The organism is Aliidiomarina haloalkalitolerans, from assembly GCF_003987315.1.
Classification (GTDB): domain Bacteria; phylum Pseudomonadota; class Gammaproteobacteria; order Enterobacterales; family Alteromonadaceae; genus Aliidiomarina; species Aliidiomarina haloalkalitolerans.
Map to the genome: position 1 here is coordinate 231,946 of NZ_PIPI01000003.1, position 19,770 is coordinate 251,715.

Annotated in this window: 20 protein-coding genes and 1 rRNA gene; 9 read left to right on the top strand and 12 right to left on the bottom strand. The window is 47.8% G+C overall.

What is annotated here, in order from left to right; translation table 11 throughout:
* Positions 1-88 precede the first annotated feature (88 nt).
* The 9 genes from CWE06_RS06740 to cutA form a co-directional block, all read right to left on the bottom strand.
* Positions 89-910 carry a DsbC family protein gene (locus CWE06_RS06740; RefSeq protein WP_126792443.1) on the bottom strand — a complete coding sequence of 274 codons (822 nt, stop codon included), beginning with the start codon at positions 908-910 and terminating at the stop codon, positions 89-91.
* A 140-nt stretch (positions 911-1,050) separates the two neighbouring features.
* Complete coding sequence (gene fis / locus CWE06_RS06745) at positions 1,051-1,347, bottom strand: DNA-binding transcriptional regulator Fis (protein WP_126792445.1); 297 nt, start codon at positions 1,345-1,347, stop codon at positions 1,051-1,053.
* A gap of 10 nt (positions 1,348-1,357) precedes the next feature.
* Positions 1,358-2,338, bottom strand: coding sequence for a tRNA dihydrouridine synthase DusB (dusB, locus tag CWE06_RS06750; protein WP_126792447.1), 981 nt, complete (start codon positions 2,336-2,338; stop codon positions 1,358-1,360).
* A gap of 196 nt (positions 2,339-2,534) precedes the next feature.
* Complete coding sequence (gene prmA, locus CWE06_RS06755) at positions 2,535-3,425, bottom strand: 50S ribosomal protein L11 methyltransferase (protein ID WP_126792449.1); 891 nt, start codon at positions 3,423-3,425, stop codon at positions 2,535-2,537.
* Positions 3,426-3,551: 126 nt separating this feature from the next.
* Positions 3,552-4,895, bottom strand: a complete 1,344-nt coding sequence (gene accC / locus CWE06_RS06760) for an acetyl-CoA carboxylase biotin carboxylase subunit (protein ID WP_126792451.1) — start codon at positions 4,893-4,895, stop codon at positions 3,552-3,554.
* Positions 4,896-4,910: 15 nt separating this feature from the next.
* Positions 4,911-5,381, bottom strand: a complete 471-nt coding sequence (gene accB, locus CWE06_RS06765; protein WP_126792453.1) for an acetyl-CoA carboxylase biotin carboxyl carrier protein — start codon at positions 5,379-5,381, stop codon at positions 4,911-4,913.
* 40 nt (positions 5,382-5,421) lie between these two features.
* Positions 5,422-5,874: a type II 3-dehydroquinate dehydratase gene (gene aroQ, locus CWE06_RS06770; RefSeq protein WP_126792454.1), complete on the bottom strand. Its 453-nt coding sequence runs from the start codon at positions 5,872-5,874 to the stop codon at positions 5,422-5,424.
* 156 nt (positions 5,875-6,030) lie between these two features.
* Complete coding sequence (locus tag CWE06_RS06775) at positions 6,031-7,746, bottom strand: protein-disulfide reductase DsbD (protein ID WP_126792500.1); 1,716 nt, start codon at positions 7,744-7,746, stop codon at positions 6,031-6,033.
* A 116-nt stretch (positions 7,747-7,862) separates the two neighbouring features.
* Positions 7,863-8,213 (bottom strand): divalent-cation tolerance protein CutA, encoded by a 351-nt coding sequence (cutA, locus tag CWE06_RS06780; RefSeq protein ID WP_126792456.1) that lies wholly within the window; start codon positions 8,211-8,213, stop codon positions 7,863-7,865.
* Positions 8,214-8,387: 174 nt separating this feature from the next.
* Here cutA and CWE06_RS06785 point away from each other — a divergent pair, with 174 nt between their 5' ends.
* The 4 genes from CWE06_RS06785 to CWE06_RS06800 all read left to right on the top strand — a co-directional run bounded on the left by CWE06_RS06785 (position 8,388) and on the right by CWE06_RS06800 (position 11,705).
* Positions 8,388-8,924, top strand: coding sequence for an FxsA family protein (locus tag CWE06_RS06785; protein WP_126792458.1), 537 nt, complete (start codon positions 8,388-8,390; stop codon positions 8,922-8,924).
* Positions 8,925-9,045: 121 nt separating this feature from the next.
* Positions 9,046-9,336: a co-chaperone GroES gene (locus tag CWE06_RS06790; RefSeq protein WP_126792459.1), complete on the top strand. Its 291-nt coding sequence runs from the start codon at positions 9,046-9,048 to the stop codon at positions 9,334-9,336.
* A gap of 55 nt (positions 9,337-9,391) precedes the next feature.
* Positions 9,392-11,023 carry a chaperonin GroEL gene (gene groL, locus CWE06_RS06795; protein WP_126792461.1) on the top strand — a complete coding sequence of 544 codons (1,632 nt, stop codon included), beginning with the start codon at positions 9,392-9,394 and terminating at the stop codon, positions 11,021-11,023.
* 157 nt (positions 11,024-11,180) lie between these two features.
* A complete protein-coding gene (locus CWE06_RS06800; protein ID WP_126792463.1) occupies positions 11,181-11,705 on the top strand; it encodes a DUF3016 domain-containing protein in 525 nt (174 codons plus the stop codon).
* A gap of 50 nt (positions 11,706-11,755) precedes the next feature.
* Here CWE06_RS06800 and epmB read toward each other — a convergent pair whose 3' ends face one another.
* Complete coding sequence (gene epmB, locus CWE06_RS06805; RefSeq protein ID WP_126792465.1) at positions 11,756-12,745, bottom strand: EF-P beta-lysylation protein EpmB; 990 nt, start codon at positions 12,743-12,745, stop codon at positions 11,756-11,758.
* 116 nt (positions 12,746-12,861) lie between these two features.
* On the opposite strand from epmB, the gene efp reads away from it, so the two are divergent.
* From efp to CWE06_RS06820, 3 genes are all read left to right on the top strand, one after another.
* On the top strand, positions 12,862-13,428 hold the full coding sequence (gene efp / locus CWE06_RS06810; RefSeq protein ID WP_126792467.1) for an elongation factor P: 567 nt from the start codon (positions 12,862-12,864) through the stop codon (positions 13,426-13,428).
* A gap of 4 nt (positions 13,429-13,432) precedes the next feature.
* A complete protein-coding gene (gene epmA / locus CWE06_RS06815; protein ID WP_126792469.1) occupies positions 13,433-14,410 on the top strand; it encodes an elongation factor P--(R)-beta-lysine ligase in 978 nt (325 codons plus the stop codon).
* A 157-nt stretch (positions 14,411-14,567) separates the two neighbouring features.
* Entirely contained in the window at positions 14,568-14,990 is a 423-nt protein-coding gene (locus CWE06_RS06820; RefSeq protein ID WP_126792471.1) for a MerC domain-containing protein, read from the top strand.
* Between the two features lie 81 nt (positions 14,991-15,071).
* Here the strand turns inward: CWE06_RS06820 and trmA are convergent, their stop codons facing one another.
* On the bottom strand, positions 15,072-16,166 hold the full coding sequence (trmA, locus tag CWE06_RS06825; RefSeq protein WP_126792473.1) for a tRNA (uridine(54)-C5)-methyltransferase TrmA: 1,095 nt from the start codon (positions 16,164-16,166) through the stop codon (positions 15,072-15,074).
* A gap of 261 nt (positions 16,167-16,427) precedes the next feature.
* Between trmA and CWE06_RS06830 the strand changes: the two genes are divergently transcribed.
* Positions 16,428-18,263: a S8 family serine peptidase gene (locus CWE06_RS06830; protein WP_126792475.1), complete on the top strand. Its 1,836-nt coding sequence runs from the start codon at positions 16,428-16,430 to the stop codon at positions 18,261-18,263.
* A gap of 59 nt (positions 18,264-18,322) precedes the next feature.
* Here CWE06_RS06830 and CWE06_RS06835 read toward each other — a convergent pair whose 3' ends face one another.
* The gene (locus CWE06_RS06835) at positions 18,323-18,817 is read right to left on the bottom strand and encodes an RNA recognition motif domain-containing protein (protein ID WP_126792477.1); all 495 of its coding nucleotides are present in this window, start codon (positions 18,815-18,817) and stop codon (positions 18,323-18,325) included.
* Positions 18,818-19,442: 625 nt separating this feature from the next.
* On the opposite strand from CWE06_RS06835, the gene CWE06_RS06840 reads away from it, so the two are divergent.
* A 16S ribosomal RNA gene (locus tag CWE06_RS06840) occupies positions 19,443-19,770 on the top strand; the annotation flags it as partial.

A 19,770-nucleotide genomic window follows, 5' to 3' on the forward strand; every position in this document is an offset into this window, starting at 1 on the left:
GACTTGTGCGGGTGCATATTATACGTAAAACGGCTCAGGAAGGCGAACTTCTGAGCCGTTTTCTTTTTCATCAATTTGCGCAAGACAATTATTGTGCGTTACGCATTCTTGCAATTATCCGATCTGCGGGGTTGTAGCCTGGCAATACACCACCGGTTGACATAACAATAAACGGGGTACCACTAATGCCTATTTCTTGTCCAAGATTAAATCCGTTAGCAACTTGTTCACGACAGGCTGATGTCACTTCCACGTCCTCGAATGCTGCAACATTCGTTCTGGTTTTAAAGGCATGCATGGCGGCTGCCTTGTCATCGGCACACATCACTTTTGTTAGCTGTTCATAGTCGCGACCACCGCTCATTAATCCCGAACGAGGGTAAGGTACATAGACAACCTCGACACCTGCCGCAGCGTATGTTTCTGCTTCATCATGAAAGCGCTGGCAGTATGGGCAGGTAGGGTCGGTAAACACCCAAACGGTGCCGAGCGCGTCCACGTTTGCATTAGCTGGGAAGGTAACCAGATTGCTGGCAGCCATTTGTGGCAGCTTTTCTAATGCGACTCTTTCCATGTTTTGATTGCGTCGTTCAGCCGACAAGTTCGTTAAACTATTTAACGCAAACACGTCACCGACAATGGCGTACTGGCCGCTGGCATCAACCACCATGGTTTGGCCGCCAAGAATGATTTCATAGGCGCCCGGTAAGCCATAATCACTCAACTCTTTAATCACACTAATAGGTGCATTGGCTAACTGAGGGTTACTACTGCGAATGCGCTCAATCAGCTCGGCGTCATGCACGGCTGCGGGGGACGCTGGCATTGCGGCATCAGGGTTGTCAGAACAACCGGTTAATAAGAGTGCACCAACGAGGGCAGACAGAGACAATCGTGTTTTTACTTTCATGCGGTTTCCAACTTCACGGCTGAACGACTTGAATGGAGATTCAATGTATCTGAATGACAGCAAAATCGCAAAATAGTTACGAAAAGGAGCGAGAGATAGGCAAAAAAAAGCGCTACCGAAGTAACGCTTTTAGGGGAAACTTAGTTCATGCCGTACTTTTTCAATTTCTTGCGTAAAGTACCACGGTTGATACCGAGCATTGTTGCAGCGCGGGTTTGGTTACCGCGAGTGAAGGTCATCACTTCTTCTAACAATGGGGCTTCAACTTCAGACAGCACTAGTTCGTATAAGTCGTCTGGATCCTGACCGTCAAGTTGCTTCAGGAAGTTGTTCAGCGCCTGCTTTACCGAATTGCGCAATGGCTTCGGGTTAGAGTTTTGGCCAATGGTAGTCAAAGGCGTGGATACTGCGTCACGATTTCCGTTTTGGTCAAACATAATAGCGCTCTTATCTCTCGTCTAAGTTAACAAAATAGTTTTCTAAGGCTGCCAACTGCTCGTTTGGTGTTTCAAGCGTATTAAAATAACGCTTAAACTCCGCACTGCCGTCGACGTCCTGCAGGTTACCCTGCAAATACCAACCGATGTGCTTGCGTGCAATCCGAGGACCACGGGCACCATAAAACTTATGCAATTCGTGCAAATGTTCGCGCATCACCTGAATAATCTCATTTCCCGTTGGCGGTGCTAATTCTTCACCGGTTTTCAAGTAATGGACTATCTCACGAAAAATCCATGGATTTCCCTGTGCGCCACGACCAATCATGATGGCGTCGGCGCCGGTATAGGCTAACACTTGCTCGGCTTGTTGCGGGGTCGTGACATCACCGTTGGCAACAACAGGGATTTGAATCGCCTGCTTGATTGCCTTGATGGTGTCGTACTCCGCGTGACCGTTATACATACAAGCACGAGTTCGGCCATGTACCGCTAATGCTTGAATGCCCGCGTCTTCTGCAATTCGGGCTATTTCAACACCATTTCGGTGTTCGGGTGCCCAGCCGGTGCGAATTTTCAATGTGACCGGTACATCGACCGCAGCGACCACACTGTGCAGAATCCGCTTAACGAGTTCAGGCTCTTGCATCAGCGCCGAACCCGCCAGTTTTTTATTCACCTTCTTTGCTGGACAACCCATGTTGATATCGATGATTTGAGCGCCTTCAGCCACATTGTGCTGAGCCGCCAAGGCCATCAATTCTGGATCCGACCCTGCAATTTGTACCGAACGAATTCCTGGTTCGTCGCCATGAACCATACGTGCTTTTGATTTGTCAGTTTGCCAAACTAGCGGGTTACTCGAGAGCATCTCGGAAACTGCTAGACCGGCACCTAACTCAACGCATAAGCGACGAAATGGCAGGTCGGTTACACCGGCCATTGGCGCAAGAATTACATTGTTTTCTAATTGATAAGGACCTATCCGCATCGGTTAATTTCTGTTCAGCGAAAGGGGAAAGAATTTTAGGGAATTTAGCGGCGAAAGAAAAGGCGATAAAGTGACCAAAATTGAATAAAATTGCATTTTTTGCTCTTGACTTTATCGCCGCTCATCGCCTAACGCTGGTGATTTGTTAAACAGGTGTTGTATCTACACCTGTTCGCTCCCCGCTTAGGGCTTGACACTAGGCCTCAGCTCGGACTCGCTGTCCATGCAAGAATGTCCACTCGTCTTCGTAACGTACTGGTGCAAACTCGACGACTGGGCGATAGGCCTCTTGCACATCCTCGGCTTGGCGGCGCAGAATCCCTGACATGCCAATGAAGCCTTCAGGTTTAAGGTATTGCAGCATGACAGGTGCAAGCTCTTGCAGTGGGCCGGCAAGAATATTCGCAATGACGATATCCGCTTGCACGGCAGGTGTTTGCTCTGGCAAGTACACGTCAAAACGGTCGGCAACGCCATTCAGTTCGGCATTTTCGCGCGTGGACAACAGCGCCTGTTGATCAATGTCGGTACCGATACACTTTGCAGCACCAAGCTTCAATGCAGCGATGCCCAACACACCAGACCCACAGCCAAAATCAACCACGGTTTTTCCTTGCAGATCTTGCTCGGCTAACCAACGTAAACACATGGCGGTTGTTGGGTGAGTTCCGGTACCGAATGCCATGCCTGGGTCCAATAAAATATTGGCAGCATCGGCAACGGGTGGTTGATGCCAAGAAGGTACAACCCATAAGCCGTTACCGAAATCGATTGGCTTAAAGTTGTCCATCCATTCGCGTTCCCAATCTTTGTCTTCAAGTTGGTCGGTTTTGTACTGCAATGGCTTTTGGAGAAAGCTCACTTTCTTTAAATTGGTAATCACTGGCGTCATGTTGGTTTCAGCAGGAAATAAGCCAGTGACCAACGTTTGTTCCCACAATGGCACTTCGCCCGGCGCTGGCTCGAAAATCGGTGCGTCTTTGGCGTCACGGTAAGTGACCGCTTGTGCACCATTGGCCATCAGAATGTCGCCAAGTTGACGACCATAGTCTTGTTTTGTGGTTAATGTAAGTTGCAACCAAGCCATGGGTTCTTCCAATTCAATTAACGTGGCTGCGCATGAAAGCCACTGATTAAAACCGAGACAAAAACAAAGAAGCCCAGGGTGACCTGAGCTTCTTATTAATATGATGCTAAGTTTACCACAAGCGGATTAGCTCATGCCTAGCTTTTTCTCCAAGTAGTGGATGTTCGTTCCACCATGTTGGAAGTTCTCGTCGGCCATAATGTCTTTCTGCAACGGAACGTTCGTCTTAATCCCTTCAACGATAAGCTCGTTCAGGGCATGACGCATGCGTGCGATAGCAACATCACGGTTTTCACCGTAAGTAATGAGCTTACCGATCATCGAGTCATAGTTTGGTGGCACACGGTACTCGGTATAAATGTGTGAGTCCCAACGAACACCCATACCACCCGGTGGATGGAAGCGCGAGATTAACCCCGGTGATGGCATAAAGGTTTTCGGATCTTCTGCGTTAATCCGGCACTCAATGGCGTGCCCACGAATAACGATGTCTTCCTGACTGATAGAAAGCGGACGGCCAGCAGCAATGCGCAGTTGCTCTTTGACTAAGTCGATGCCAGTCACGAGTTCGGTCACCGGATGCTCCACCTGAATACGGGTGTTCATTTCGATGAAATAGAACTCACCATTTTCGTAGAGGAATTCAAAGGTACCGGCACCCCGATAGCCAATCTCGACACAGGCACGAGCACAGCGCTCACCAATGCTTTTCCGCATTTCTACGGTAATACCTGGCGCTGGCGCTTCTTCGACGACCTTCTGGTGACGACGCTGCATTGAACAGTCACGCTCACCAAGGTGAATGGCGTTGCCTTGGCCATCAGCTAAGACCTGAATTTCGATGTGACGTGGGTTCTCGAGGAACTTTTCCATGTACACAACTGGATTACCGAACGCTGCACGCGCTTCGCTTTGAGTTGCTGAAATTGACTTTAATAAGTCTTTTTCTTCACGCACCACACGCATGCCGCGACCACCGCCGCCGCCAGCAGCTTTGATAATCACCGGGTAGCCGATGCGACGGGCAATCTTCTTGTTCTTCTCTTCGTCGTCATCGAGCGGTCCGCCTGAACCCGGTACACAAGGTACACCGGCTTTTTTCATGGCTTCGATTGCCGATACTTTATCGCCCATCATACGAATCACGTCTGGTGTTGGGCCAACAAAGATAAAACCAGAGTTTTCGACTTGCTCGGCAAAATCAGCGTTTTCCGCTAAAAAACCATAACCCGGGTGAATTGCAGCGGCGTCGGTGACTTCGGCGGCACTAATAATCCGTGGAATGTTTAAGTAACTCTCAGTTGCTGACGCTGGACCAATACAAATGGACTCGTCAGCCAGCAACACGTGCTTCAAGTTTTTGTCAACCGTCGAGTGCACAGCCACTGTTTTGATCCCGAGCTCTTTACAAGCACGCAGGATTCGCAGGGCTATTTCACCGCGGTTGGCGATGACTACTTTATCAAGCATAGCGATTGCCTTTCTTTATTCGATGATGAACAGCGGTTGATCAAACTCAACTGGAGCTTCGTTCTCAACGAGAATTTGCTTCACCACACCAGCAACGTCTGCTTCGATATGGTTCATCATTTTCATAGCTTCAACGATACATAAGGTATCGCCAACATTGACGCGCTGGCCAACGGTAACAAACGCTTTCGAACCAGGGGCTGGTGACTCATAGAAGGTACCAACCATTGGCGAGCGAACCACATGACCGCTTAACTCTTCAGCTTTTGCTGGCGCGCTATCAGTTGCTGCAGCAGCTGCAGGGGCTGCTGCAGGCGCGGCAGCAGGAGCAGCCATCGGCATTTGCATATGAGCCATTTGTGGATAAACCGGAGCTGATGAATGACGGCTAATACGCACCGACTCTTCACCTTCGGTAATTTCCAGTTCGGAAATTCCCGACTCTTCGAGAAGCTCGATCAATTTCTTAATTTTGCGAATATCCATTGTTTCTATAACCTTTTGCTGTGAGCGTTAAATTCAATTTTTATCGTTGTTTGTTCAGATAGCTTTGAGCTGCATGTAAAGCAAACTCGTAACCTTGCGCACCGCAGCCACAAATGACGGCTTGAGCAAGGTCTGAAAAATAGGAGTGGCGACGAAAAGCTTCGCGAGCATGAACGTTCGACAAATGCACTTCGATAAATGGAATCGCAACCGCTGCAAGTGCGTCGCGTAAGGCAACGCTAGTGTGTGTGTAGGCTGCTGGATTCAAAATGATAAAGTCGACTTGACCACGTGCTTGCTGGACATACTCAATGAGCTCATGTTCAGCGTTACTCTGCACGGTGCTAACTGTGCAACCAAGCTGCTCGGCTTGGAATTGGAGGTTTTCTTCGATATCGGCAAGCGTGAGCGCACCATAGATTTCCGGCTCTCGCGTTCCGAGCAGATTAAGATTCGGACCATTGATGACTAAGATCTGGTGCTTTTTCGTCATTACGCTGCCATTGTGTCGCTATTTGCTTCGAAGTATGAATTATCGCGCCAATAATAAAAAGACCCGATACTTTTTAAAAAGTTCGGGTCATTATACGACTAAAATTTCATTTCGCAGCAAAATACTGGTCTTATCAGCGAAATTCGCCGCAAACTTCTAACGTTCCATGATCGATTCTAAGTGGGCTTGGAAACGCTCAGCATTCATAAAACCTGTAACACGATATTCACTGAGTTCATTGCCATTGCGATCGAAAAACAGAATTGTCGGTAGCCCAAGCACTTGATACGCGCTTAAAAGCTCCGTATTGACAGCATTTACCGCCGTGACATCGGCTTGCAAAACGGTAAAGTTCTCTAATGTTGTTTGAACGTCTGCGTTGGCAAAGGTGTAGCGCTCAAGCTCTAGGCACGCAGTACACCAATCAGCGTAGAGGTCGAGCATAACCCAGTCACCGCGAGTCGTTGCTTCTTGCACTTTCGTGTCTAATTCACTCAAGCTAGTTACATAAGTAAATTCGAGTTTGTTCGCATGAAAGCTGCCGTCTACATAAGGCTTCTGCCACAACACGCCGGCAGCTGCATAGGTTATCAGCACTGCAGCGGCAATCACTCGACCAGTTAGCTGCAGTTGTTGATGCAGTTCCCGATAGATTAAGACGGCACTGATCACAAAGAAGCTAATCCATAACCACCCGGCGACAGTGACCGGCAGTAAACGCTCAACTAAGAATAGTGCAACCGCAATCATGAGGACGCCAAACAGCATTTTTACTGTATTCATCCACTGACCGCTCTTCGGCAATAGCTTGCCGCCGGAAATACCAATTAACAATAATGGCACGCCCATACCTAAACTTAACAGGTAGAGAGCAATACCACCGAGTGCGATATCGCCAGATTGCGCAATAAAAAGCAGTGCTGCCGACAGCGGTGCCGTCGTACAAGGCGATGCAATTAACCCAGATAGCGCGCCCATAGCGAAAACGCCAGGGTAGGCACCACCTTTTTGGTTTTGTGAAATTTGATTGAGGCGGTTCTTCCAACTAGTTGGGAGGTCAAAATTGAAAACACCGAACATGGCGAGAGCAAAGATAACGAAGAGCGCTGCTAACGAACCCAGTAACAGTGGGTGCTGCAAGTACGCTTGATATTGCATGCCTGCCAAAGCGACGACAATTCCGAGTAACGTGTAGGTAATAGCCATCCCTTGCACGTATACAAATGACAGGGCGAAGCCTCGGCTTGCTGTTAACTTGCCGCGATTCCCTTGTTGCTGGCCAATAATAATGCCAGAAAGAATTGGGTACATTGGGAATACACATGGCGTGAATGCCAAGCCGATGCCCAATACAAAAAAGATCCCAGCAATCCACCACAGATTGTCAGAAGCCAAGACGGCGGCAAGTCCAGTCGGCTCACCGGCATTGGAAAAGTCTTGTAACTGATAACCGCCAGCAGCTAGCTCGCCTGAACTGGCTTGCAAATAAACATCGACGGTTGTTGGTGCGTAACACAAACCAGCGTCGGCGCAGCCTTGGTAGCGGACGGTTAGTACATCGCCGGTTTGTACTTCGGCTAGTTGCACCTCTAAAGCGACGTAGTGACGAAAGATATTCACATCACCGAAGAATTCATCATGATAGGGCGTGCCATTTGGAACTGTAAACTCGCTGACAAAATGTTCAGGAGTCAAACCAAAACGATGTTCATATAAGTAATAGCCGTCAGCGATTTCGAAATATAAATGCAGGGTATCGCCGTCTTGCTCATAAGAAAAAGGAAAGGCTTGTTGAACTGGCAGGAATTCGCCCGCATTGTTGCCGAGAAATGAAGGTTGTGCTTGCGCTGCGCTACTCGCAACTAGCAGCATGCTCGCTAAGAGCAACCAATGCAGTGATTGCCGCACGGGCGCGAAAGCTTGCGAGAGGTAACGATAATATTTTCCAATAGACGACATAATCATACTTCTTATCTAATTATTTGCTGCTATTTATCTGTTGCTAATTCGCGTGGCGAGGAAAGCGTGCAGTCGCTCACCCAATTCAAATAGCTAATAGCGCCTTTTTCGACCGGGACTGCTATGATCTCAGGTGTGTCATACGGATGCAGTGTTAATAATTTTGCTTCGAGCGCAGCATAACACGATGTCGTGGTCTTGATCATGAGCAGTGCTTCTTGTTCCTGTTCGATTTTTTCTTGCCAAGTGTAAACAGACAAAACGGCTGGCAAAATGTTCACACATGCGGCAAGTTTCTCTGCCACTATTGAGGCGGCAATACTTTTTCCCGTGTTTTCGTCGGGAACGGTACAGTAAACAACTAAGACTTGGGTATTCATGACGCCCTCTTGTGTTTGTAAAAACTATTACGCTGCATACTACTAAATCGTTTAACCCGTAGCATCGTTCTTATCGTTTTGTTGCAAGGCTCTTGAAATTGACTCTTGAAATTGAGACTTGAAATTGAGAGTAACACGCCCCATTTCAGCAAGGTAACCAAGACAGGATATATTATGTTCCCAGTTTTATTGCTTTTATTTATTGGTATGCCCATTCTTGAAATCTTAGTTTTGATTCAAGTAGGGCAGGCCATTGGCGGTATTAATACCGTCTTGCTGTTAATTATCACCGCTGTGATTGGTGCATCCTTGGTACGCAGCCAAGGCTTACAATCGTGGCAGCGAGCCCAACAAAAGATGGCCATGGGTGAATTACCCGGTGTCGAGTTAGCAAGTGGCATTCTTTTATTCGTTGCAGGCTTAATGTTTGTGACCCCAGGCTTTATTACTGACGTGTTTGCCTTATTAATTGTTTTGCCGCCAATTCGCAAAAGCCTAGCGGCGCACATGCTCAAACGTATGCAAGTACAAGTCATGCACGGTGGTATGCACAGCAGTATGTATGGCTTTCAAAGTCGTCAGAACCCGTTCCAGACCAAACAGCAACAGGACGATGGCGACGTTTTTGAGGGCGAGTATAGCGACCCTGATCGAGAACGTTTGCAGCGCGACAAACAGCAGCGCAGCGATCGCGACGATCAAAAAAACTAAAAATTTTTTCGGTGGGGACTTGGAAAACAATCCATAGCCCCCATTGTTAGTGCACAAACATCTTTAACACCGGCCATTTGGCCTTTCGTTAATCGTAAACATAGATATGGGAGTATCTCGAATGAAACTTCGTCCTTTACATGATCGTGTGATTGTTAAGCGTGCTGAAGCCGAAAGCAAATCACCGGGCGGTATCGTTTTAACTGGCTCTGCGGCTGAAAAGTCAACGCGCGGAGAAGTTGTAGCCGTCGGTAACGGTCGCATTCTCGACAATGGCGATGTGAAGCCATTGGACGTGAAAATTGGCGATGTCGTTTTATTCAATGATGGCTACGGCGTGAAAGCCGAGAAAATTGACGGCGAAGAATACTTAATCATGAGCGAGTCAGACATTCTGGCGATCGTCGAGTAACGGTTAAGTTTCACCCGAATTAGCACATCATCCATTGTAGAAAAGGAAAAGAATCATGGCAGCTAAAGAAGTAAAGTTTGGTAATACCGCGCGTCAAAAAATGCTTAAAGGCGTAAACGTCCTCGCTGACGCAGTGAAAGTTACTTTAGGTCCAAAAGGCCGTAACGTCGTTCTTGATAAGTCATTTGGTTCACCGGTTATCACTAAAGACGGCGTGAGCGTCGCCAAAGAAATCGAACTCGAAGACAAGTTCGAGAACATGGGCGCGCAAATGGTTAAAGAAGTTGCTTCAAAAGCAAATGACGAAGCAGGTGACGGTACAACCACGGCAACTGTGCTGGCTCAGTCAATTGTTACTGAAGGCTTGAAAGCAGTTGCAGCTGGTATGAACCCAATGGATCTGAAGCGCGGTATCGACAAAGCAGTGATTGCTGCAGTTGCTGAACTGAAAAATATTTCTCAGCCGTGTTCAGACAGCAAAGCGATTGCTCAAGTTGGAACAATTTCTGCAAACTCAGACAGCACTATCGGTGAAATCATTGCAAAAGCAATGGACAAAGTCGGTAAAGAAGGTGTTATCACTGTTGAAGAAGGCCAAGGCCTTGAAGACGAGCTAGAAGTGGTTGAAGGTATGCAGTTCGACCGTGGTTACTTGTCTCCTTACTTCATCAATAACCAAGAGTCTGGTGCTGTTGAACTCGACAACCCGCTAATTTTGTTAGTTGATAAGAAAGTCAGCAACATTCGTGAACTATTACCAGTTTTAGAAGGCACAGCGAAAGCTGGCAAGCCACTGTTATTAGTTGCTGAAGATGTTGAAGGCGAAGCGTTGGCGACTTTGGTTGTGAACAACATGCGTGGCATTGTTAAAGTTGCTGCAGTCAAAGCACCTGGTTTCGGTGACCGTCGTAAAGCCATGTTGCAAGACATCGCTGTGTTGACCGGTGGTACCGTGATTTCTGAAGAAATCGGTATGGAGCTGGAAAAAGCGACCCTTGAGCACCTTGGTAGCGCCAAGCGTGTGGTCATCAACAAAGACAACACAACAATTGTTGACGGTGCTGGTGATCAGAAAGCGATTGAAGGCCGTGTTACGCAAATTCGTCAGCAAATCGAAGAAACGTCTTCAGACTATGACCGTGAAAAGCTGCAAGAGCGTTTGGCTAAACTAGCTGGCGGTGTTGCGGTGATTAAAGTTGGCGCGGCAACTGAAGTTGAAATGAAAGAGAAGAAAGACCGCGTTGAAGATGCGTTGCACGCAACTCGCGCTGCGGTTGAAGAAGGTGTGGTACCTGGTGGTGGTGTTGCGTTGGTTCGCGCTGCGAGCAAGTTGCAAGACCTACGTGGTGACAACGAAGAGCAGAACGTCGGTATTAAACTCGCGTTGCGTGCAATGGAATCGCCATTGCGTCAAATCGCGATGAACGCTGGCGCTGAAGGCTCAGTTGTTGCTAACAACGTCAAAAACGGTGAAGGTAACTACGGTTACAACGCTGGTAACGACACCTACGGTGACATGCTAGAAATGGGTATTTTGGATCCAACCAAAGTGACTCGTTCAGCTCTGCAATTCGCAGCTTCAATTGCTGGCCTGATGATCACAACCGAAGCAATGGTTGCAGAATTGCCAAAAGATGACGCACCAGCAATGCCTGGCGGCGACATGGGCATGGGCGGTATGATGTAATTGATTAATTTCAATTACTTAGATTTAAGAATAACCGCGCTTCGGCGCGGTTATTTTTTACTCAAAGCTTACACTTATTGACAAATTCGACCTTGTTGTTTAGTCAACGATCCCCTATAACTAAGACAGGCACTTAACATTGATATAAGGAGGGCCTATGTCGAAGGTAATCGCTTTTGCCATGGCAGCAGGTCTCATGCTGCCCATAACTGGCTTATCCGCTGCAAACGCTGCGGACGTAAAGGTAACTTGGGAAGAACCAAGTAAATATGTCGACGTGCAAGCGGCTGATGGCAGCCAAAAACGTTTTCAAGAGAATGTCTTTGCTCGCTTTGAAGAAATATTCGCGGAGCTCGCTAGTGAGTTGCCGAGCGATCAGACGCTACATATTACAGTCACCAATGTGGACTTAGCAGGCGCGATTGAGTACCACGACATTAACGGCGTTCCGCGCGAGCTTCGGATCGTTCGCGGTCATGATTTCCCGATGATGCAGCTATCGTATAAACTTGTCGATAGTGATGGTGAAGTCATTCAGGAAGGTGAATCGCGCATGCGCGGGCGTGAATTGCCAGGACAAAGTCGCTTGTCGACCCCGTCAAGCAGTCGCGGCGGTAACCTCTTAGAGTACGAGAAACCTATGGTCACTGAGTGGTTTAAGAATGAATTTAAGCAAGACTAATGTAGTTTTACAGTAGCCCCTTGAGCCTGACCCTAGTGGTCAGGCTTTTTTTATAGCGGTGTTTTATTTGGCTCGCCAGGGATTTCACGAACCAAAGTGGGGACTAAAAAGCCAGGGAGTTGTTTCCGCAATTCCGCGCTTAATCGCACAGCCTCTGTATCTGCCACAGCGAAATGTGCAGCGCCGGCGACCGCATCCAATTGGTGCAAGTAATACGGCTGAATGCCTGCTTGAAATAGCGCTTCACTCAAAGCAGTAAGTGCTTCGACTGAGTCATTGATGTCTTTTAGTAACACGCTCTGATTCAATATCCAAACGCCCTGCTGACGGAACTTCTCTAGCTGGCGCTTTAATTCGGGAGATACCTCACGGGCATGATTCGCATGCAGCACTAAAATGCTTTGTAAGCGACTCGACGTTAACACGTTCAACAATGACTGAGTTAAGCGCGATGGAATGACAACGGGCAGGCGGGTATGAATCCGCAGACGTTTGATATTGGCAAATCTCTCAATCCGCTGTATAGCCTCAAGCAGGTGCTGCTCTTTAGCCATGAGCGGATCGCCACCACTTAAAATGACCTCGTTAATTTGCGGATGGTTAGACAAATAGCGCTCTATGCTGTCCCAGTCATCTCGCTTCAATTGATGGTCTTCGTAAGGAAAGTGACGTCGGAAGCAATAACGACAGTTCACTGCGCAGCCGCCGCGCAAAATAATCAACACTCGCGACTGGTATTTGTGCAGCAAGCCGGGGACGGGTGAATGCTCTGCTTCAGCGAGCGGGTCATTGGTAAAGCCCGGCAATTGTTCGAATTCGCTGATTAACGGCATGACTTGCAAAAGCAACGGGTCTTGCTCATTACCTTTTTCCATCAGACGCACGAAAGGCTGCGGCACCCGCATTGGGAATAGCTTGCGAGCGGCATTATGTTGCTCTGCCCAAGCTGGGCTAAGACCGAGAAACTCAGCCAACTGCAGCGGATTTGTATAGGATTGGGCGAGCTCTTGTTGCCATCGTTCACGTACGTCTAATGTCACTGCGCAAACAACCTTCTGCTTTTCGTTACGGATTTGCTATCATTTTACCTGAAATCTATTTGGCTTTGGTTTATTATTACGCCGGATTTTTCGTGCTTTTAGGTTATGAGGGGCTTATGGCCAATTACAGTACAAACGAATTTAAAGCTGGATTAAAAATTATGCAGGACGGTGAGCCGTGCGTAATTTTAGAAAACGAGATGGTCAAGCCGGGTAAAGGTCAGGCTTTTAACCGCGTGCGTATTCGCAAGTTGTTGTCAGGTAAGGTCGTCGAGAAAACGTTTAAGTCAGGTGACAGCGTTGAAGGCGCCGACGTCATGGACATGGAACTTGCTTACTTATATAGCGACGGTGAGTTCTGGCACTTCATGAACAATGAAAGTTTTGAGCAGCTTGCGGCTGACGAAGCAGCGGTTGGCGAAAACGTAAAATGGTTAGTTGAGCAAGACGTCTGTACCTTGACCTTGTGGAATGGCAAGCCAATTAACGTGCAGCCACCAAACTTTGTTGAGTTGGAAATTGTTGAAACTGACCCAGGCTTGAAAGGTGACACCGCTGGCACCGGCGGAAAGCCAGCAACTTTGTCGACCGGCGCAGTGGTACGCGTACCGTTGTTCGTTCAGATCGGCGAAGTCATTAAAGTCGACACCCGCAGCGGTGAATACGTTTCACGCGTGAAGTAAGCTGGTGACTGAAATCGGCTGGCAGCCTGCAGCAAGCCTGCAGGCGCTGAAAATACGCGCGGATATGCTTAAAGCAGTTCGCGCGTTTTTCGATCAACGGGATGTGCTCGAGGTGGAAACGCCGATTTTGGCGCACGCAGGCGTAACCGATTTACATCTGCACAACTTGACCACGCGCTTGTCAGGTCCGGGCATGCCCGTGCCAACAACGTTTTACCTGCAAACGTCTCCTGAATATGCCATGAAGCGGCTGCTTGCTGCCAATAGCGGGCCAATTTTCCAAATCTGCAAAGTGTTCCGAGATGATGAAATTAGTCGTCGTCATAATCCAGAATTTACCATGTTGGAATGGTATCAACCGGGTTTTACTGATGTTCAGCTCATGGCTGAGCTCGATGAATTGCTGCAGACCCTATTGGCGACCGAACCTGCTGAGTCTTTGACCTACCAAGCTGCTTTTCAACAGCATTTGGGTATCGACCCTTTCGCAAAGGATGCGCATGAGAAATTATTCGCATTGCTAACCGAAAAGGGTTTTGCCGATGCTATTGTCCGTGAAGATTCAATCGATACATTATTGCAGTTGGCGATGAGTATGTTGGTGGAGCCTGAAATTGGGCAGCACCGCCCATGTTTCGTCACTCACTTTCCAGCGTCACAAGCAGCACTAGCCAAACTGGATCAGGAAGACCCACGTGCCGCTCGGCGCTTCGAACTATTTTATCGCGGATTGGAACTGGCAAATGGCTTTTGGGAATTGACTGATCCACAGCAACAAGCGGAGCGTTTTTGTGCAGACAATGCCTTGCGCTTGCAGCATGGACTGGAGCCTCAGCCAATTGATGAGAAGTTATTAGCCGCTTTGATGGCAGGCATGCCTGACTGTGCGGGTGTTGCAGTGGGATTTGATCGTTTGGTTATGTTGCGTCTTGGCACTGACTCAATTCAGGATACCATCGCTTTTCCTATCGATCGCAGTTAGTCATTACTGAGAGTGAATAAACTGCGGCAGATTGTCCTGCTTGAACTGATTTGCTCAAATATTCACCAGTTCGACTTGGCGAGCGAGGTGAAATGTTATACTATTACAGCCCGAACCTGAATGACGAGGTTTCTTTTGTTTTCTAATGGAGCTTTATATGCATCATAAGCCACTCGACAAAGCTGGTATTATTGTCGCTGTTCTTTGTGCGTTGCACTGCTTGTTGGTACCTGTTGTGTTGCCAACACTCGCGCTTATGGGTTTGTCATTTTTAGGTTTTGAACTGTTCGAGCGAATTATTCTTTCGATTTCGCTGATAATCGGTGGCATCGCAATTGTGCTTGGTATTCGCCATCACCAAAGCCTAGTACCACTCGTTCTTTTGATCCTCGGTGGTGTTACATACTTTAATAAACATTTTTTTGGTCATGGCTGGGAGCCACTCGTCATCCTCGCCGGTGCGTCTTTACTAATCATTGCGCATACACTGAATTTGCATTTATGCCGGGCTAAAAATCGTAAGCCATGCGAGCAAGTGGAAGATGCTTCAATCGCAGCAGCTGAGCACCCAACAACGTAAGCTGTAATGACTATCAGTTTACAATAAGAAAGGCGCCTGAATCGGCGCCTTTTTCGTGTGTATTTTTCGTTGTTACTCTCATTACTTGCGAGTCAAATAAACGCCGGCCTCGATATGAGGCGTGAAGGGAAATTGATCAAAAAATGCGGCTCGCTCGATCTGATGTGTTTTTTGCAAGGTCGATAAGTTTTCTGCCAATGTTTCTGGGTTGCAGGAAATATAAATAATATGGTCGAATTGGCTGACCATAGCTACCGTGTCTTGGTCGAGGCCAGCACGCGGTGGGTCTACTAATACAGTGCCGAAGTCATAAGTGTTGAGCTCTAAATCTTTTAATCGCCCTGGCAGCTCACCACCCTGAATTATCGCGCTACAGTCCTCTGCTGCGAGGCGCTCAATTCGCACGTTTTCAACCTGATTTAGGGCAATATTATGCTGCGCCGACTGCACCGAGGTGCGGCTGATTTCGGTGCCAAACACCCGCCGAAATGACTCGGCTAACGGAATACTAAAATTACCGTTGCCACAATACAGTTCGAGCAAGTCACGCTGACTATTTTTGGCAACCTCTTTTGCCCAGCTGATCATGCGCTGGTTCACCGTCGCATTCGGTTGCGTAAAACTGTTTTCAATATGCTCAAAATAGTACGGACGACCATCGATATGTAGCGTTTCGGTGACAGCTTCGCGTTCACACACAATTTTTTGCTTGCGAGCTCGACCAATAAAATCGATGTGACCGAATTTCTGAAACTCGTTGCGCATGACTGCTATTTCAGATTGCCATTGGTCATCGAGTTGGCGGTGATATAACAGAGAAATGACAGCCTCATTGGTTGTGGTGGTGAGGAAATCAACCTGGAACAACCGCTGGCGTAGGTTTGGTTTGTCCCGCACATAGTCAAGGATTGCAGGCATTAACTGATTAATCAGGCGGTTCGCAGCTGGCAATTGCTCGACCCGATACTTTTCTTTGGTATCGGAATTAAACATCACGTAATACAAATCATCGCCTTCGTGCCAAACACGAAACTCGGCGCGCATGCGGTAATGCTCTGCTGCTGACTCGAAACAATCGAGTGCCGGTGCTGCGAATGGAGTAAGCAAAGCCTCAAGTCGACGCTTCTTTTCGTTAAATTGGACTCGGTACTCTGCTTGGGTGTGTGCCACTGCCATGAAAAACCTTTTTTGTTACTTCTGCAAAGTGCGACATTCTAGCGCGAATCGTAAATTTCTGCATGAATTTGCCATAAAGAGGGGAAACCCCTGTTTTTTTTATACCAATTGTTCAGTTACAAATAGAAACGTGCATTACAGTTCACAAAATTATAACGAAGCACATCGATTTCTTGTTATGCAAAGCCGGCGTCAATAATAAAAATAAGTGCTCGGGTAGTCTTCATAACTCTAACTAGCAACAACATAGGTACATGATTCATGACAAAAATTATTAAACTGACGACCCTCAGTGCTGCCATTGCTGCAGTACTTGTCGGCCCGGTGGCGGCTGCGAATGATGTAGAACGAGTTATTGTAGGCTTCCAGCCAGGTGCCAAAGCAAATGTGCAAGCACTGGTGGAACGTAACGGCGGCCAAAAAGTGGTCGACCTTAGCCGTGACAACGCCATGGCGATTACTATTCCCGCACAAGCGCTGCGTGGCTTACAGAACAACCCTAATGTTCTGTACGTCGAAGAAGACGTAAAACGTGAACTGTTTAGCAGCGAATTTGAACCAAATGCTCCTTATGGCATTAGCATGGTGCAAGCGGACCAAGTTTCGGCCGCTGTCGCCTCAAATCGCACCGTATGTGTGATTGACTCAGGTTATGACCTCGGGCATCCGGACCTGCAAACCAATGCAGTGACCGGTGTTTGGGATAGCGGCACGGGTAACTGGTATACCGACGAAAACGGCCATGGTACTCACGTGACCGGTACAATTGCTGCCCTTGCAAATGGTATTGGCGTTGTCGGTGTGGTTCCTAACGGTCAAATGAACCTCCATATTGTTAAAGTATTTGGAGCGAATGGCTGGGCTTATTCTTCTAGCTTGATTGCAGCTGCAGATCAGTGTGCAAGTTACGGCGCGAATGTCATTAACATGAGTTTAGGCGGTAGCTTCTCAAGTACCACTGAACGCAACGCGTTTACGCGTTTGAATAACGATGGTGTCCTTAGCATTGCCGCTGCCGGAAATGACGGTTCGACGCGTTCTTCATATCCTGCTTCTTATGATGCAGTTGTGTCAGTCGCAGCAATTGACCGCAATAAGCAACATGCTTCGTTTTCTCAGCGTAACAGCCAGGTAGAAATTGCGGCACCAGGTGTTGACGTCATGTCGACTGTGCCACGTGGCATGGGACAAATGTCTCTGTTTAATGTTGGCGGCAGCAGCTATGGCGCGATTGCAATGGACGGTTCACCGGATGGTAACGTTAGCGGTGCGCTAGTTGATTGTGGTTTAGGTACGTCAACCTGCCAAGGCGTGCAAAATAACATTTGTTTGATTGAGCGTGGCCAAGTGAGCTTCGCTGACAAAGTCTTAGCTTGCCAAAATGGCGGCGGGCGTGGCGCAGTTATTTACAATAATGAAGCCGGCGACTTGAACGGTACACTGGGCGGCGTCTCAGTTAACATTCCAGCTGTAGGTATCTCACAAGCTTCAGGTCAGGCTGCGAAGAATCATTTAGGTTCTACTGCGCAAGTCAATGTTGGTGCAAGTGACTGGGCAAGCTTCAATGGTACCTCCATGGCGTCACCTCATGTTGCTGGTGTTGCAGCACTTGTATGGTCACATTTCCCTGAATGTACGAACAATGAAATTCGTGCCGCACTTAATGCAACTGCCGAAGATCTTGGAGCCAGTGGTCGCGACAACCTTTATGGTCACGGTTTGGTTCGTGCCAAAGGCGCGTATGACTATTTAATGGCGAATGGCTGTGCTGCCGGTGGTGGCAACGGTGGTGATGACGGCGGTGATAACGGTGGCGGCGACGACGGTGATACTGGCGGCGGTGACGACGGTGCAACCGATATGTCAATCAGCGCGACATCATACAAAGTGCGTGGCCGAGTTTCTGTTGACTTAACCTGGTCAGGTGCAACTTCTTCAAGCGTGACTATTTTCCGTAATGGTTCATCGGTCGCTACCGTCGCGAACAGCGGCAGCTACACCGACAATACTGGCCTTAACGGCAGTGGCAGCTTTACTTACAAGATTTGTGAGGCGGGTACTCAAACGTGCTCTGCTGAGATCTCTGTAAGCTACTAATCCCAACCCTGTGTAAGCAGTGATACTGGGCCGGTGTAAAAACCGGCCCTTTTTTAAGGTCATTCGGTATCTTGGTCAGCGTGAGCAGTACGAACTTTCAATGTACGCCCTTCAAACTCGTGGTCATTCAATTTCGCCAGCGCTATGTCAGCGCCTGTGGCATCCATTTCAACGAAACCATAGCCTTTCTTGCGACCAGTTCGACGGTCTTTTACTAATCTAACTTCAGAAACCTGGCCATATTGGCTAAATAAAGTCTCTACATCTTCTTCATTGGTTTTAAATGGTAAATTACCAACATAAAGAGTGCGCGTATCACCACCGGTTGTTTTCGACTTCTGCGGGCGAGGAGCTTTGGCAGCGACCTCGGTTTTGCGGTGCTGCAGAACAAAACCAACATATGGTGTAAGAATCCCACCCAAGAATACACCGAGTGCAATGAGCGACACGGTCAAAGAATTAGGATCATCTAAAAACAGCTGGGCTATAAAAGCATAGATAAGGGCGATAACGGCAGCGGTAATCACTTGCATGCCTGATGATGCTCGGTACATAAAGAAATCCTTAAAGATAAAAATAGAAAAACAGAATAATAAATGCGTACTTTTATAAGTACGACGACAAGCATAGCACAAAGCAGCTGGTTAAACTTTGCCCAGGACAGTAAATATTCGTCGACAAAAACACGACTTGCGCAAGAAAAGAACGCTCGTTGGCGGTTAATGCAGCGATGCGCATAAAATCTAATCAGTCAGTTGTTTTTTTTAAAAATACTGTTGACCTAGCCGGAAAAAACCCTAAAATGCGCACCTCGTCTACGGACGAACGGCAAAACCGCAAAAGAGCATGTTAACTCTCGCGATTTTGACCGGATGACAACAGAAAGCTTAGAAAAACAAAAAACTTTTCGAAAGCGGTTGACATCAAAAATGAGGCGTGTAGAATGCGCGTCCTCGCTTCGGAAAACGAAGCAAAACGTTCTTTAACAATATATCAAGCCAAGCAATCTGTGTGGGCACTTGCATCAGAACTGCATCGACCAAAGCTACTTCGGTAGCGACTACTTCGGTAGTAAAAATGGTTCAGCACTTTTGAAAGCAGGTAGCTTATATAAGTAACCAAAAATTCGATTGAGTTGAGCCGGATTCTTAAATGAATCCAACTTTGCATCAAAATCTTAAATTGAAGAGTTTGATCATGGCTCAGATTGAACGCTGGCGGCAGGCCTAACACATGCAAGTCGAGCGGTAACATTTCTAGCTTGCTAGAAGATGACGAGCGGCGGACGGGTGAGTACAACTTGGGAATCTGCCTGATGGAGGGGGACAACCACTGGAAACGGTGGCTAATACCGCATAATTTCCCTTCTGTAACAAGAGGGGAGCAAAGAGGGGGATCTTCGGACCTCTCGCCATCAGATGAGCCCAAGCAAGATTAGGTAGTTGGTGGGGTAATGGCCTACCAAGCCGACGATCTTTAGCTGGTCTGAGAGGATGATCAGCCACAC

Bases quoted from the DNA above. Each gene is read 5' to 3' on its own strand.
- CWE06_RS06740 (WP_126792443.1), bottom strand. From the start codon at position 910: ATGAAAGTAAAAACACGATTGTCTCTGTCTGCCCTCGTTGGTGCACTC.
- fis (WP_126792445.1), bottom strand. From the start codon at position 1,347: ATGTTTGACCAAAACGGAAATCGTGACGCAGTATCCACGCCTTTGACT.
- dusB (WP_126792447.1), bottom strand. From the start codon at position 2,338: ATGCGGATAGGTCCTTATCAATTAGAAAACAATGTAATTCTTGCGCCA.
- prmA (WP_126792449.1), bottom strand. From the start codon at position 3,425: ATGGCTTGGTTGCAACTTACATTAACCACAAAACAAGACTATGGTCGT.
- accC (WP_126792451.1), bottom strand. From the start codon at position 4,895: ATGCTTGATAAAGTAGTCATCGCCAACCGCGGTGAAATAGCCCTGCGA.
- accB (WP_126792453.1), bottom strand. From the start codon at position 5,381: ATGGATATTCGCAAAATTAAGAAATTGATCGAGCTTCTCGAAGAGTCG.
- aroQ (WP_126792454.1), bottom strand. From the start codon at position 5,874: ATGACGAAAAAGCACCAGATCTTAGTCATCAATGGTCCGAATCTTAAT.
- CWE06_RS06775 (WP_126792500.1), bottom strand. From the start codon at position 7,746: ATGCTGCTAGTTGCGAGTAGCGCAGCGCAAGCACAACCTTCATTTCTC.
- cutA (WP_126792456.1), bottom strand. From the start codon at position 8,213: ATGAATACCCAAGTCTTAGTTGTTTACTGTACCGTTCCCGACGAAAAC.
- CWE06_RS06785 (WP_126792458.1), top strand. From the start codon at position 8,388: ATGTTCCCAGTTTTATTGCTTTTATTTATTGGTATGCCCATTCTTGAA.
- CWE06_RS06790 (WP_126792459.1), top strand. From the start codon at position 9,046: ATGAAACTTCGTCCTTTACATGATCGTGTGATTGTTAAGCGTGCTGAA.
- groL (WP_126792461.1), top strand. From the start codon at position 9,392: ATGGCAGCTAAAGAAGTAAAGTTTGGTAATACCGCGCGTCAAAAAATG.
- CWE06_RS06800 (WP_126792463.1), top strand. From the start codon at position 11,181: ATGTCGAAGGTAATCGCTTTTGCCATGGCAGCAGGTCTCATGCTGCCC.
- efp (WP_126792467.1), top strand. From the start codon at position 12,862: ATGGCCAATTACAGTACAAACGAATTTAAAGCTGGATTAAAAATTATG.
- CWE06_RS06820 (WP_126792471.1), top strand. From the start codon at position 14,568: ATGCATCATAAGCCACTCGACAAAGCTGGTATTATTGTCGCTGTTCTT.
- trmA (WP_126792473.1), bottom strand. From the start codon at position 16,166: ATGGCAGTGGCACACACCCAAGCAGAGTACCGAGTCCAATTTAACGAA.
- CWE06_RS06830 (WP_126792475.1), top strand. From the start codon at position 16,428: ATGACAAAAATTATTAAACTGACGACCCTCAGTGCTGCCATTGCTGCA.
- CWE06_RS06835 (WP_126792477.1), bottom strand. From the start codon at position 18,817: ATGTACCGAGCATCATCAGGCATGCAAGTGATTACCGCTGCCGTTATC.